This is a genomic window from Bdellovibrio bacteriovorus, assembly GCF_001592735.1.
In the GTDB taxonomy this organism is placed as follows: domain Bacteria; phylum Bdellovibrionota; class Bdellovibrionia; order Bdellovibrionales; family Bdellovibrionaceae; genus Bdellovibrio; species Bdellovibrio bacteriovorus_D.
Genome location: NZ_LUKE01000003.1, coordinates 512,245 through 526,072 on the forward strand (window position 1 = coordinate 512,245; position 13,828 = coordinate 526,072).

Annotated in this window: 10 protein-coding genes; 4 read left to right on the plus strand and 6 right to left on the minus strand. The window is 46.0% G+C overall.

Features of this window, described 5'->3' with window-relative positions; genetic code table 11:
* Nucleotide 1 precedes the first annotated feature (1 nt).
* Both AZI86_RS14900 and AZI86_RS14905 read left to right on the plus strand, forming a co-directional pair.
* Nucleotides 2–1,027 carry a threonine aldolase family protein gene (locus tag AZI86_RS14900; RefSeq protein ID WP_061836054.1) on the plus strand — a complete coding sequence of 342 codons (1,026 nt, stop codon included), beginning with the start codon at nucleotides 2–4 and terminating at the stop codon, nucleotides 1,025–1,027.
* Nucleotides 1,024–2,103 (plus strand): tryptophan 2,3-dioxygenase family protein, encoded by a 1,080-nt coding sequence (locus tag AZI86_RS14905; protein WP_061836055.1) that lies wholly within the window; start codon nucleotides 1,024–1,026, stop codon nucleotides 2,101–2,103. The genes AZI86_RS14900 and AZI86_RS14905 overlap by 4 nt, the downstream gene beginning before the upstream one ends.
* 21 nt (nucleotides 2,104–2,124) lie before the next feature.
* Here AZI86_RS14905 and AZI86_RS14910 read toward each other — a convergent pair whose 3' ends face one another.
* The 3 genes from AZI86_RS14910 to AZI86_RS14920 form a co-directional block, all read right to left on the minus strand.
* Entirely contained in the window at nucleotides 2,125–3,654 is a 1,530-nt protein-coding gene (locus AZI86_RS14910) for a methyl-accepting chemotaxis protein (protein WP_061836056.1), read from the minus strand.
* 153 nt (nucleotides 3,655–3,807) lie between these two features.
* Complete coding sequence (locus AZI86_RS14915; protein ID WP_061836057.1) at nucleotides 3,808–4,278, minus strand: peroxiredoxin; 471 nt, start codon at nucleotides 4,276–4,278, stop codon at nucleotides 3,808–3,810.
* Entirely contained in the window at nucleotides 4,268–5,434 is a 1,167-nt protein-coding gene (locus AZI86_RS14920) for a hypothetical protein (RefSeq protein ID WP_061836058.1), read from the minus strand. Before AZI86_RS14920 ends, AZI86_RS14915 begins: the two co-directional genes overlap by 11 nt.
* Nucleotides 5,435–5,546: 112 nt before the next feature.
* On the opposite strand from AZI86_RS14920, the gene AZI86_RS14925 reads away from it, so the two are divergent.
* Entirely contained in the window at nucleotides 5,547–7,211 is a 1,665-nt protein-coding gene (locus tag AZI86_RS14925) for an AMP-binding protein (protein ID WP_061836059.1), read from the plus strand.
* A gap of 69 nt (nucleotides 7,212–7,280) precedes the next feature.
* Here the strand turns inward: AZI86_RS14925 and AZI86_RS14930 are convergent, their stop codons facing one another.
* Complete coding sequence (locus tag AZI86_RS14930) at nucleotides 7,281–7,775, minus strand: MerC domain-containing protein (protein ID WP_061836060.1); 495 nt, start codon at nucleotides 7,773–7,775, stop codon at nucleotides 7,281–7,283.
* An 88-nt stretch (nucleotides 7,776–7,863) separates the two neighbouring features.
* On the opposite strand from AZI86_RS14930, the gene AZI86_RS14935 reads away from it, so the two are divergent.
* Nucleotides 7,864–9,273: a protein adenylyltransferase SelO family protein gene (locus AZI86_RS14935; protein WP_061836061.1), complete on the plus strand. Its 1,410-nt coding sequence runs from the start codon at nucleotides 7,864–7,866 to the stop codon at nucleotides 9,271–9,273.
* Here the strand turns inward: AZI86_RS14935 and AZI86_RS14940 are convergent.
* Nucleotides 9,270–12,371, minus strand: a complete 3,102-nt coding sequence (locus AZI86_RS14940; protein ID WP_061836062.1) for an efflux RND transporter permease subunit — start codon at nucleotides 12,369–12,371, stop codon at nucleotides 9,270–9,272. The two genes, AZI86_RS14935 and AZI86_RS14940, sit on opposite strands and share 4 nt — an antisense overlap.
* The gene (locus tag AZI86_RS14945; RefSeq protein WP_061836063.1) at nucleotides 12,371–13,816 is read right to left on the minus strand and encodes a TolC family protein; all 1,446 of its coding nucleotides are present in this window, start codon (nucleotides 13,814–13,816) and stop codon (nucleotides 12,371–12,373) included. Before AZI86_RS14945 ends, AZI86_RS14940 begins: the two co-directional genes overlap by 1 nt.
* Nucleotides 13,817–13,828 lie beyond the last annotated feature (12 nt).

The following is a 13,828-nucleotide window of genomic DNA, read 5'->3' on the forward strand; positions in this document are numbered from 1 at the left end:
AATGAAACGTGGATTTGGCAGCGACAATCACTCGGGCGTTCATCCGAAAATTTTAAAATCTTTATCTGAAGCAAATATTGAACACGCTCCTTCGTATGGCACCGACGAATGGACCGAACGCGCGGAAAAATCTTTTAAAAATCACTTCGGCGAGCAGACCCAGGTGTTTTTCGTATTTAATGGTACGGCGGCCAATGTCACGGCCTTAAGAGCTTTGGCCAAACCTTATCAAGCGGTTTTTTGTTCCGACGTCGCCCATATTCACGTGGATGAATGTGGAGCCCCTGAATTTATGGCCGGACTGAAACTTTATCCATTGCGGTCAGTTAACGGCAAAATCACGGTGGAAGTTTTAGAAAAAGGCTATATCCGCCGGGGGGATCAGCACTACTCCCAAGGACAAGTCGTAAGCCTGACTCAACCCACAGAACTTGGAAGTGTCTATTCTGTGGAAGAGTTAAAAAACATTATCGCCTGGGCTAAGGAAAGAAAGATCCTGGTGCATATTGATGGCTCTCGTCTTTCCAATGCCGTGATGTATTTAAAAAAATCCTTTAAAGAACTCACGACAGATTTAGGCGTCGATATTGTTTCTTTTGGTGGAACCAAAAATGGACTGATGATGGGCGAGGCCGTCGTCATCTTAAACCAAGAACTGGCGCGCGATTTTAAATATATTCGCAAACAAAGTGCACAGCTCCCCTCTAAAACGCGCTTTATCGCTTGTCAATTTGAAGCCTATTTTAAAGACAACCTTTGGCATGATATCGCGACACATGCTCACACCAAGGCCTTAGAGCTTTACACCGCAGTCCGAGATATTACCGGCGTGTCCGTGCGCGAAGTGCCACAAAGCAACGCCGTCTTTGTGACTTTGCCCCCCGCTTGGATTAAGATTTTACGCAAAGATTATTTCTTTTATGTTTGGGATGAGCACAGTTTTGAATGTCGCTTCATGACCTCATGGGACACGCAAAGTGAAGACATCCAAGGACTTGCAAAAAAAATGAAGGAGATCCGTCCATGAAATACCCTCCGGTTCACTATCACACCTATTTAGGACTTGATCCTTTACTAACGGCCCAACACCGCAAAAGCCTTGAGTACGGAAAGCCCGCTCATGACGAAATGCTTTTCATCATCGTGCACCAAACTTACGAGCTGTGGTTTAAACAGATCCTGTTTGAATTAGATGCTGTTTTAAAAATCTTTGCCCAAAATGAAATCGCGGAAACGGACATGGGTTTTGCCTGCGCTCGTTTAGAACGTATCGTGAGCATCCTAAAACTAGTGATCGGCCAAGTGGATGTTTTAGAAACCATGACCCCGCTTGATTTTTTGGATTTCCGTGACATGCTTTACCCCGCTTCAGGCTTTCAAAGCTTCCAATGGCGCTTGATCGAAACAAAATTGGGTCTACGCACGGGCGATCGCCTGGCTTACAACCAAGCTCCGTTTTTTAAATCCTTAACTGAGGAACAACAAAAACTGATGCTAGATGTTCTTGATGAACCTTCGTTGTTCGACTCACTAGACAAGTGGCTGGCACGCACCCCTTTCTTACAATCCAAAGACTATAACTTCTGGGATTCTTATAAAAAAGCCGTGCAAACCATGTTTAACGACGACATTGAAACCGTGCGTGGGAACCCCCGCTTGACCGAGGAAGATAAAAAGAAAAACATCGAGGGCTTGCAGAACACGTTAAAAAGTTTTGATGCGCTTTTTGATGAGACGCTGTTTGAAAAATTGCGCGCCGAAGGACAGTTCCGTCTCAGTTACAAGGCTTGGCAAGCCGCCCTGTTGATTCAAGTTTATCGTGACCAACCTATTCTTCAAGGGCCGTTCCGCATCATTCGTGCGCTTTTAGATATTGATGAATCCATGACGACGTGGCGCTATCGCCACGCCTTGATGGCGATGCGCATGCTGGGGCAAAAAATTGGAACTGGGGGATCCAGTGGTCATAAGTATTTGGCCGAAGCCACCGCCAAACATAAAGTCTTTGGCGACTTCTTTAACTTAACCACATTCTTTATTCCCCGCTCTCAGATCCCGCCCTTACCTAAGGCGATCGCGGATAAGATGAGTTTTCATTATTAATGATAATTTAAAAAGCCGCTTTTAGGCGGCTTTTTTTCCTTCCACCACACTAATAAGTTCTTTCACCATCGCATGCATTTGCTTAGAACGATTTTCTAAGACATCCGCGGCGGAAGACGACTCCACGGCCGCGGCCGCATTACTTTGCGTGATTTTGTCTAATTCGTTAATGGAAAGATTGATCGAATTGACACCTTGAGCCTGTTCATGGCTGGCACTTGAGATTTCCGTATTCAAGGCGGTCAATTTTTCAATTTGTTTCACGATATCAGAGAGCATACTGCCGCTGCTTTGAACGACTGTGTGTCCTTTTTCAATCTTATCCACACTCTCACCGATAAGATCAGAAATTTCTTTCGCGGAAGTGGCACTTCTTTGCGCAAGGGCACGCACGGCTTCGGCAACCACGGCAAAACCTTTTCCCTGTTCCCCGGCACGGGCGGCTTCGACCGCGGCGTTCAAGGCCAAAAGATTTGTTTGAAAGGCAATATCATCAATGACGGTGATAATTTCCTCAATTTTCTTAGAACTTAAAGCAATTTCATCCATCGACAGGATGAGTTTATCAACTTCCTCTTTGCCATGGCGGGCCTTTTCTTGCGCTTCTTCTGCCAGGCTTTTTGCCGTGCTCGTGTGATCAGCATTGAGCTTGATCATGCTATTCATTTGTTCCGTTGCTGCCGTGGTCTGCTCGATGGAAGAAGCGGCCTGAGAGCTCGAAGCACTTAAACTTGCCGACGAGGAGGTGATATCGTGACTCGCCTCGGCCACCTCAACGCCCATATTCTGAAGTTGATCCGCAATACCAGAGAGGGACCTCATGGACTTTTTTAAGAGCATAAAGGCCAGTCCCATCGCACAGACTGAAAGACCCAAGGCCCAAGCAAGAATATTTATCGTCGCGGCGGTGGCGGCCGCCTTAATTTCCGCCTTGCTGGTCGTCAGCGCGAACACTCCATGCAATCTCCCTTCTTTCCAATTTTCCATCGGAAAACCTAAGATGTCCTTGCCATTTTTCCACGGTGATTGACTGGGTTCGCCGTGACATTTTAAACAGCCTTGGGATTCTGAAAGTCGCACGGGACGGTAGACGATGATATTTTCATCTGTGGATTCTGAAAACTGTTTAAGATCCACATCAGCGTCAAATTTTTTTAAAATTTCTTCTTCTTTTGCGGTGGCTCGATTGTCCGGGTTACGGGGTTCGCTAGAAAACACGCGGAATGCATACCCTTCTTTATCAGCTCCCTCGGCTCCCACTTTCATCGCCGCAAAGATTGGAACCTGTTTTAAAATCTCAAGCTTCGCTTCTTTAGGAAGATTTCCGTCAGGATGTAGAGTGACGGCTTTATTAATACTGTCACCAAGCCCGCCTTGAGAGGCAATGTAAGAGCGTACGGACTCTAGGCGAGATAAAATCGCTTCCGACTTCTGGCGCAACTGGATCTCACCTTGAGAATGAATGCGCGCGATCGAAACCAGGACGGCTGACGTCGTACAGATTAAACAAGCTCCTGCGATACTCCAAAGAACTTTATTACTTAACTTCATGGTGTCTCCATCATTATATTTAAGACACCAATGTTTCGACGCCAAAGACTCGATTCTTTAAACGGATTTTAACTTCTCAAGAGAACTCGAGCATTTTTATAAGTATCTCAACTCCAGGTTGATAGACTTATGAACAGGAACAAGGCTAGTTTGTTAAAGCTTTTTAATAAAATTGAGGACTTCTTGGGCATTGCCTTCGGCTTTGACTTTGCGAAATTCACCGACAAGCTTTTGGTTTTCGTCGATAACAAAAGCACTGCGCTCAATGCCCAGCACTTTTTTGCCGTACATGTTTTTTTCTTTGATCACATCAAAGATTTTACAAACGACTTCATCTTCATCAGACAAAAGATCAAACTTGAATTTAAATTTATCAATAAACTTATCATGCGACTTTAAGCTGTCGCGAGAGACACCTAAAACCACCGCGTTCTGTTTTTTAAATTGCGAGAGCAATCCATTAAACTCATTGCTTTGAATGGTGCATCCCGGAGTATTGTCTTTCGGGTAAAAGTACAAAACCACTTTTTGGCCTTTAAGACTTGAAAGCTCAAAATCTTCTCCATTAGAAGATGGAACTTTGAAGTTAGGAACTTTCTTTCCGATTTCCAATTTAGCGGCCATGATGTTCTCCTTGAGGCTCTTGCGGCTGTGTTCCTTCCTGATACTGCTGTTGTTGCTGCTCTTGCAACTGCTGACGCTCATGCTCTAACACCTGGCCGTCATAATCTTCCGACGGCGGCACTCCTTCTTGATACGGCGCTGATTGTTGCTGTTGTTGTTGCATTAACACGTCAGGATCCACGGGAACCGGGACCACAGGCGAAGGACCACTTTTTCGCGGAGCCAGCTCTCCTTGGGGGGCTTTCGGGATCGGAATTTTAGAGATCCCTTCGTCCGGCGGAATTTCTTCGGGACGCAATACCATCGGAGGCGCACCTTGCGCGCGAGGGGGCGGTGCTTGCGGAGATTTTGCCGCCGTGGGCTTTACCGAAGGCTCCGGAACAGGTTCCGGCGGATACAGCTCAGTTTCTTTAACAACAATTTTTCCTTCCATCGGAACATCGGCTTCAATTTTGCGCGTGTCACTTAAGTTTTCATAAACTTTGCCACGCAATTTGATCAGGTTTTTACCGGTTCGGGTGTAGTCATAGTCATCTAAAAGAATCATTTGTTCTTTGGTGCGCTCTTGCGCCCAATCGATACATTTTAGACGTTCCAGCTGTTCGTTTTCATTTCCCGCCATCGTACACTTAATGGAGCGGTTTAAGACTGTCGCGCCAAGCCCCAAAATTTCTTCGAGATTTTCAGGATAAAAAGTCACTTGAACTTCTAATTTAGAGGGCGAATAAAATTCGGCGATTTTTTTTGCTTCCGTTTTCTCACTGCACTTTTCAAAGACTTCACTTTTTTGCGGGAATCCCGACGGACCTAAGATGTCGCGCTTAAAAATATAGCGATCGCAGCGAAAGGCTGATTTGTTAGCCAGCTTGGTATTTTCTGAGGACAAGATGGCCCTCAGGACCTTTCCGAAAGGGGACTTTTGCACCGAGCGTCGCTCATTGGTCAAAACCCACCACGCTTCGCGATGAATGGCGTCAGCCTGCTCAAAATACTTCACAAAGATTTCTAAAGTTCGATCTTTTTTAGGCGTGGCTTCAGGGGGAGATGTCGCCCCCGAGGTTTGCACTGCGGGCGCTGGACTTTTCTCTGTACGCCAAAAGCATGAAGTCATGCTACCCGCGAAACCCAAAATAAGAGCGAAATAAAGGCGATTCATACCTTTAAGTCTTGCAAAAAGACTCAGTGAAAACAAGATTTTACTTGGCCGTTCTGGAATATGTACTCTAAACTTTAGCCAAGCAAAATTTTAATAGCACCTGGAGGATATTGTGGAGAAGATCTGGCTCAAGAATTACCCTAAAGGCGTGGCCGCCGAAGTGAATGTTTCAAAATATTCTTCGCTTTACGATCTCTATGAAGAATCAGTGAATCGCTTTAAAACTAAAAAGGCGTTCACAAACATGGGTGTCAGCCTCACCTATTCCGAACTGAACCGCCAAGTCGAAATCTTTGCTTCCTTTTTGCAAAACGAATTAAAACTTAAAAAAGGCGATCGCATCGCCATCCAAATGCCCAACGTCTTGCAATTCCCGATCATCGCCTTTGCGGCCATGCGCAGTGGGCTCACGATTGTTAACACCAATCCTTTGTACACCGCTAAAGAGATGCAACATCAGTTTAAAGATTCCGGTGCTAAGGCCATTGTGATCTTAGCCAACTATGCTCATCTGCTCCAACAAATCATCAAAGACACCGACATTGAAAGTGTGGTGATCACCGAAATCGGCGATCTTTTCCCAACGCCAAAAAGACTTTTAGTTAATACCGTTGTAAAATACGTTAAAAAAATGGTTCCGGCTTACGATATGCCGCAGGCCTACACCTTCCGCCAAGCTTTGCAAATCGGTGCCATGAAACCTTCACAAAAAATTGCAACCAAGGCCGATGATATCGCCTTCTTGCAATACACCGGCGGAACAACAGGAGTGGCAAAAGGCGCCATGCTTTTAAATAGCAACGTGCTGGCCAACGTTTTGCAAATTTGCGAATGGATGAAACCAAAATTGCGTGAGGGCGAAGAAGTCGCGATCGCCGCACTTCCGCTTTACCATATTTTTGCTTTAACCTTAAACTGCTTGGGCCTCGTTCACTATGGAGCAGAAAACGTTCTTATTACAAATCCCCGTGATATCCCGGGCTTTATCAAAGAACTTAAAAAAACGCCGTTTACGATTATGGCTGGCGTGAACACTTTGTTTAACGCCCTGATGAACAACCCGGAATTTGTAAAGATCGAATTTAGCCGCGTGAAAGTCAGCGTCGCCGGTGCGATGACATTGCAAAAATCAGTGGCCGAAAAATGGATGTCTTTAACAAAATCTGTTTTAGTTGAAGGCTATGGATTGACCGAAGCCTCCCCGGTTGTCTGCTGCAACCCGATTGATGGCACCGATCAGGTGGGTTACATCGGCCTGCCGCTGCCGAGCACCGACATCATTCTTTTAGATGACAACGACAAAGAAGTTGCGCTGGGTGAACCCGGCGAACTTTGTTGCAAAGGCCCGCAAGTGATGGCGGGTTACTGGCAACGTCCGGATGAAACCGAAAAAGTTCTTAAAGAGGGTTGGTTAAGAACCGGCGACATAGCGACGGTTGAAGCCAATGGTTTTTTTAAGATCGTCGATCGCAAAAAAGACATGATCTTGGTTTCTGGCTTTAACGTTTATCCCAATGAAGTTGAAGAAGCGGTTTCTTCTCACCCCGGCGTTTTAGAAGTCGCGGCCATCGGTGTTCCAGATGAACACTCTGGCGAGATCGTTAAAGCCGTGGTCGTAAAAAAAGATCCAAACTTAACAGCGGAAGATGTGATCGCGCATGCGCGTAAAACTTTAACGAACTATAAAGTGCCGCGATTGGTTGAATTCCGCACCGAGCTTCCAAAAACCAATGTCGGAAAAATCTTGCGTCGTGCTTTAAGAGACGCTCCTAAATAGGGCTCAAAAAAAAAAAAGCCTTCCCACCAGGAAGGCTTTTTTAATTCTCGATACTTTACAGAAATTCGATTAGGAGTGTTTATGGCAAAGACACGCACGACGATTTAAAATGTGCGCCGCAATCAAACAGATACTTCCTAAGATAGTGACCACATCAAGTTCTTGAATTTCAACCATCTCATGCGGAAGCACACTGGCTAGCCCGACCAAAATTAAACCGACAACACCTAACGAAAAAACCGGCACCTGGCGATGATGTTTATATCCAGACCAAAACGCTATCAAACCAACAGGAACCACAAAAAGAGCCATTGCCAGATGCACCCATTCTTGATGAAAAAATCCACCTAATACTGGAAGAGCTAACACCAACAAGGGTGTCGCCAAACAATGAATGGCACACATCGAGGACAACCACAAACCCCAGCGATCCCACTGCTCTGTTTGCGCCTCAAACTGCGCATGTTCGGCGTGATTCACATCACAACACGCCTCTGCGGCGATAGCAGGGTTTAAAGACGAAATTTTAGGGGAATCCACCAAAGAAATCTGCACTTTGTCCATGTTCTTGTTCTCCTCTAAATGCAAGTAACTGTCAACAAGCCTTTAGCCAGACTTGCCTTTCCTGGTAGAAAGTTCCATAAATAGCAGCATGTCAGACACGCCTTGGCCCCCTATTTATGAGCTTGGAAATGATTTCTTTGATGAGGTCGAGCCCGCACGCTTTTCCCACCCTCAACTTCGCTATCGCAATCAAGCGGCCGCAGAGTCCATCGGCCTGGGACATCTTTCCACCGAAGCCTGGCAAGAGCACTTTAGCGCGTTTGAGCCATTGCCGGGGAATATCAAGAAACCTTTAGCACTTCGTTATCATGGGCACCAGTTTCAAGTTTACAATCCTGATCTGGGTGACGGCCGTGGATTTTTATTCGCACAAATTAAGACCCCTCATAGACTTTTTGATTTAGGCACCAAAGGCAGCGGCCAAACGCCGTACTCGCGCCGCGGCGATGGGCGCCTGACCCTGAAAGGCGCTTTCCGGGAAATCTTGGCGACAGAAATTTTAGAATCTTACGGGGTCAATACCAGCCGCACATTTTCGGTTTTTGAAACCGGTGAATCATTAGAACGTCACGATGAACCTTCACCCACTCGCGCTGGAGTTCTAGTTCGCCTGAATCACAGTCATATTCGTTATGGCACATTTCAACGACTGGCGTTTTTGCAACAAAAAGAAAATATTGAAAAGTTATTAGACTACGTCGTTCGTCACTATTATCCCGAGCTCAAGCCTTTCACCGGGACTGAGCTTGCCGAGAAATTTTTAAAAGCCGTGTGTCTGTGCGCGACCGAAACTTTAGCGCAATGGATGATGGCCGGATTTGTTCACGGAGTTTTAAATACCGACAATATGAACATCACCGGCGAAAGTTTTGATTACGGCCCTTATCGCTTTTTACCGCACTATGATCCGAACTTCACTGCCGCATATTTTGATCACAGCGGTTTGTATGCCTTTGGTCGTCAGCCGACGACCGTGTATTGGAATCTGCATCAGCTAGCGGGCGCACTTAAATTCGCCTTTCCAGAATTAAGTATCGAAGCGGGCTTAGAAGAATTCCCGGACAACTTTAATTTTCAGATTCAGCAAGGTTTACTAAGACGTCTGAATCTAAAAAATCCTTTGTCCGAGCCCCAAGAAGCTAGCGACTTAAATTCCCAATTATTAACAGCTTTATTTAGCTTTATGGACAAAGAAAAAACTCATTTTGAGCAGACTTTCTTTGATTTGCATTCCGGAATCACCCCCGCACGCTTAGAAAAATCCCCACAAAAAGAAGTCTATAAAAAAGAATCTTTCAAAGAACTGCAGGAAGTTTTAAGCAAATTTTCGGTCGACTCTAAAGAAAAACAAGAGCATCCCTATTTTAAGAACACCCATGCTTGTTCATTGCTGATTGATGAAATTGAAGCCATCTGGAAAGACATCGCCGAACGCGATGACTGGGCGTGGTTTGAACGGAAGCTGCAAGAAATTCGCAGCTTCCGCGGTGTTTATTAGGCTTGATAGCCCGTGATTCGGGCTAACTTTTTACGGAACCAGAACTTAAAGTCTTCGATAAATCCAAACGCCGCCGGCACGATTAAAAGTGTCAGCAAGGTCGAGCTGATCAAACCACCGATGATCGCAATACCCATCGAAGTCCGCATCGCCGAAGCTTCATTCAGACCAATCGCAATCGGAATCATCCCGGCAATCAATGCCAGGGACGTCATCAAGATCGGTCTTAAACGCGTGCGACCGGCCTTGACCAAAGCCTCATTGCGGGACATGCCATCATGGATGAGCTGATTGGTGTAATCGACTAACAAGATGGAGTTCTTCGCCACAACCCCCAATAACAACACAATCCCGATCAAAGAAAAGATATCAATCGTTTTACCAAATACGAGCAACCCCAAGAAAGCCCCGGTCATTGCCAACGGTAATGCCAGCAAGATAGAAAACGGCGTGATAAAGCTTTCATACAAGCTTGCTAAAACCAGATAGATGAACGTCACCCCTAAGAAAATCGCTAGCAACATATTTGCGATCAACTCTTTAAAGTCATCAGCCTGACCTTGAAATGCATAAGTCACGCCCGGGGGCGGTGGCAGTTCATTTTTTATGACCTTTTCAATATCGGCAGAGATATTTCCTAAAGCTCCCCCCTTACCAATATTCCCCGAGATTCGAATATAACGTCCTTTATTTTGACGATTGATTTGCGAATATCCGAAAGCCTCTTCCCCCTTTGCCACACGAGAAAGCGGAATCATATTGTAATTCGAATTCGGTACAAGGGTCGTATTAAATTGTTCGCGCAAATCACGATACTGCTCATCAAAACGCACCCGGATTTTATAGTCGATGCCATTTTCACGGAAAATCGCCTCTTCATTTCCTTCGGTGCGATTGCGCAGCTCTGCTCCCGCCGTCACGGTTGAAACCCCTAAGGATTCTGACTTCAGGCGATCAAAGGCGACATGAAATTCCGGCTTCCCCGAGCGAAAATTCGTATCCACATCCACTAAGCCCGGAATTTTCTTAAAGCGCTCTACCAGTTTCACCGCGTACTCGTTGAGCTCATCCAGGTTTTCACCTTGAATATTAACATTGAGGGGTTTCTCGCCGGAGTTCACGGCATCGATATCCCCTAAGGAAACAATCGCGCCGCCTTCAAATTCCTTTAATTTTTCACGTGTGTCCTCTTTAAAGTCTGTCGTCGACATCGAACGTTTTTTTCGCTCCACCAAACGGATAAACAAAGAAGCCTTGTTGGATTCGTTATTCGCATTACCGATATTTGTTAAAACCATATCGACAGCCGCGTCTTTGGTAAATAAAGCCTCAACGCGTTCGGTGAATTTACTTGTTGCGACTAAAGAGGATCCCACCGGCAACTCAATATTGACCGCAAACTCCCCGTTATCCGGCGAAGGCAAGAAAGTTTTCGGGATAAAAAAGATCGTTCCGATAGAGCCAATAAATATCAACGTCCCTAAAAGTAAGATCTTTTTAGGATTGATGATCGTATAACCCAAAGCTTTTTCGTAAAGATTCTCTAGCCGTGTTTGAAAACGATCAAACCCCGCAAGCATTCTGCCAATAAGGCCTTTTCCTTTTTCATGCTCGTTGGGATGGGCCATATAAGCAGAAAGCATCGGCGCGACGGTGAAGGCGTCAAATAAAGAAATCAGCATGGTAAAGACGACGGTCAAACCAAACTGTTTAAAGAACTGCCCGACGATCCCTTGTAAGAATGAAATCGGACCGAAGACGGCGATCACCACCAAGGTGGTCGCGATAACGGCCATCGCCACTTCCTTAGTTCCATCTAAGGCCGCATCTTTTGGTTTTTTACCCATCTCCATATGACGGAAAATATTTTCCCGCACAACAATGGCATCGTCGATCAAAAGCCCCACAGCCAGGGACAAGGCAAGCAAGGTCATTAAGTTGATCGAAAAACCCAGCGCGTACATTAAGACAAACCCACCTAAAAGAGAGTTTGGAAGCGCCATCGCCGTGATGAATGTCGAACGTGCCGATCCTAAAAAGAAAAAGACCACGATCACGCAAAGAATAATACCAATTAAAATAGACTCTTGAACGTCATACACGTTCATACGGATGGGATGCGAAGTATCCCGCACCAGCGTCACTTCTCCGCCTAATTTCTTTTCTGTAAGCACTTTATTGACTTTATCGATATTGGCGCGAACGCTGTCGGCCACCGACACGGTATTTGATCCCCGCTGCTTATAGACGTTCATTAAGATCGCGTCTTTGCCTTTGATACGCCCCATGGTTTTTTGATCTTCAAGGCTGCGCACCACACGCCCGATATCTTGGACACGCACCGCGCGGTCTGATCCCACAAAGTTCACGTTGGCTTCGGCGATTTGTTTTAAGGACTCAAACTCTCCGTTTGTGCGCAAGCTGACTTCGTTTTTATCGTTTTCAATTTTCCCGATCGGCACGTCTTTCGAAGTTTCTAAAATCCGTTGCGAAACTTGCAGCATCGGGATCTTGCGATCTTCTAATTTTTTCTTATCAATAAGAACGTGAATTTCTTGCTTACGTCCGCCGTAAATCTCCACTTGGCCGACGTCTTTGAGACGCTCAAACATCGGCTTGATGGTTTCATTGGCCAAGTCATAAGCTTTTCCGGGATCAAGCTCCGTCGTGATCGCTAACGTCACAATCGGCTGATCGGCGGGGTCAAAGCGACGAATCACCGGTTCATAAATATCCGCCGGCAAGTCGCGGCGAATATTGCCGATACGGTTGCGGACCTCTTGTTCAACTTCTTTGATGTCGGTTCCTAATTGAAACTCAATGATAATAACCGCGACACTGTCTAAGTTGTTCGACGTTAATGTCTTTAATCCAGAGATACTTCCCACTTCGTCTTCAATCAGTTTTGAAACCTGTTTTTCAAGATCTAGTGGCGAAGCGCCGGGATAGGTCACCTGAACAAACAACACCGGAAAGGTCACATCCGGAAACATATCCACCGGCATTTTCTTTAAAGAAAACACCCCCAAAATTAGCATCAAGATGACGATACAAGAAATAAAGATCGGTCGGCGAATCGACAGACTTGGTAAGTTCATTATTTTTCCTCAATGACGACAAAAAGACGTCCTTGAGCCTCCATCTTGCGCTGTTCAGATTTTAACTTGGTCAAATTCAACTCGGCCGCTCCGGAATCTTCTTCGGCATTAATCACGGTCGCGGTGATGGATCGACCTTTGTTAAACAAATCTGTTTGAGCTTTGGCCGCCGCACTTTGCAAGCGACTCATCTCGCTCGCATTTTCCACACGCTTACTCATTTCTGAATAACGACGATTGAGCTCAATCCATTGCGTTTCACTTTCAAGATTTTTCTTTTCACTCATAAGCTGCGCGGCTAAAGCGTCTTTTCTTGCCGCTCCACGGGCCGAGTTTTTCACTGAAGTATCAAACATGTAAACCATGTTTAAACCCACTTTCCACGTCGGACGATCGGTATCCGCCAAGTGGCCAGAAATATCTGGAATGCGCGCCTCTGTTTCAAAAGAATTGGTGTTATACGCACCAGAAAGAACGAAATCAGGACGATAAGCGTTGTCTGTTTCTTTTGCCACTAAAGCCGAGGCCCTGGCATTGAGGGCCATCATGTAGGCCTCTAAAGCCATCACTCGTTGGCGACCTGATTGATCAGGCTTCCCGTCCACCATGCTAGTGAGCGTGCGAGGTTTAGAAATATCCCCGGTGATTTCCGGAAAGCTATCGGCATCTGAAAGCTCTAAGTAATCGCGAATTTTTCGTTTTGCAGCGGCAAATTCATCTTCGGCAGAGACAAGTTGCAACTGACGGGCGGCGACCAATGCTTGTGCCGAATACAGATCCGCGCGATCACTGATTCCGTCATTAGTGCGTCGCCGTGTCCAACCTTCGATTCGTTTTGCACGCTCTAAAGACGCCCTGCCAATCTTCACATTTTCTTGCAGGTAAATATAATCCCAATACGCCGCTTCGGCTTCGACCAGTAACAGTTTTTTCTGTAAATCGTAACGTCCCACTTCGGCTTGAGTGACCGCATCTTGGCGCTGCCATCTTAAGCGGGTGCCGCTGCCAAAAGCGTCCTTCCACAAAGACTGACTTAAAGATAAGCCTAAGGTTCCATAGGCGAAATTTTGAAAGGCCGGAACAAAAAGATTTCCTTCATTCTGGATCTCGGCGGCTGTTCCCGATAAAGCCACATCCGTTCCAGAAGAGAATTTTTTAGACAACACGACTTTCGCATCTGTGGCAATCGTCTTCGAAGCCCCTAGCTGGGCAAACTGTCCCAAAGGACTTGTGTCATCCATATAGTTCACTCCCGCCGACAACATCGGCACAAGCTCTATATCTCCCGCGATTCGGCGCTCTTCAGCCGCGGCCTGTGAAGCTTCGTAAGATTGCACATTTTTGTTTTTTTCAAGGACCGACTTAAGATACTCTTGTAAATCCATCGCAAGAGCTTGCGACCCGAAGGCAAGACAGAACAGTCCCACCAAGGCATTATTTTTCATGAAGATATCCTT

Excerpts from the sequence above, each read along its gene's own strand:
- AZI86_RS14900 (WP_061836054.1), top strand. The coding sequence starts at position 2 with ATGAAACGTGGATTTGGCAGCGACAATCACTCGGGCGTTCATCCGAAA.
- AZI86_RS14905 (WP_061836055.1), top strand. The coding sequence starts at position 1,024 with ATGAAATACCCTCCGGTTCACTATCACACCTATTTAGGACTTGATCCT.
- AZI86_RS14910 (WP_061836056.1), bottom strand. The coding sequence starts at position 3,654 with ATGAAGTTAAGTAATAAAGTTCTTTGGAGTATCGCAGGAGCTTGTTTA.
- AZI86_RS14915 (WP_061836057.1), bottom strand. The coding sequence starts at position 4,278 with ATGGCCGCTAAATTGGAAATCGGAAAGAAAGTTCCTAACTTCAAAGTT.
- AZI86_RS14920 (WP_061836058.1), bottom strand. The coding sequence starts at position 5,434 with ATGAATCGCCTTTATTTCGCTCTTATTTTGGGTTTCGCGGGTAGCATG.
- AZI86_RS14930 (WP_061836060.1), bottom strand. The coding sequence starts at position 7,775 with ATGGACAAAGTGCAGATTTCTTTGGTGGATTCCCCTAAAATTTCGTCT.
- AZI86_RS14935 (WP_061836061.1), top strand. The coding sequence starts at position 7,864 with ATGTCAGACACGCCTTGGCCCCCTATTTATGAGCTTGGAAATGATTTC.
- AZI86_RS14940 (WP_061836062.1), bottom strand. The coding sequence starts at position 12,371 with ATGAACTTACCAAGTCTGTCGATTCGCCGACCGATCTTTATTTCTTGT.
- AZI86_RS14945 (WP_061836063.1), bottom strand. The coding sequence starts at position 13,816 with ATGAAAAATAATGCCTTGGTGGGACTGTTCTGTCTTGCCTTCGGGTCG.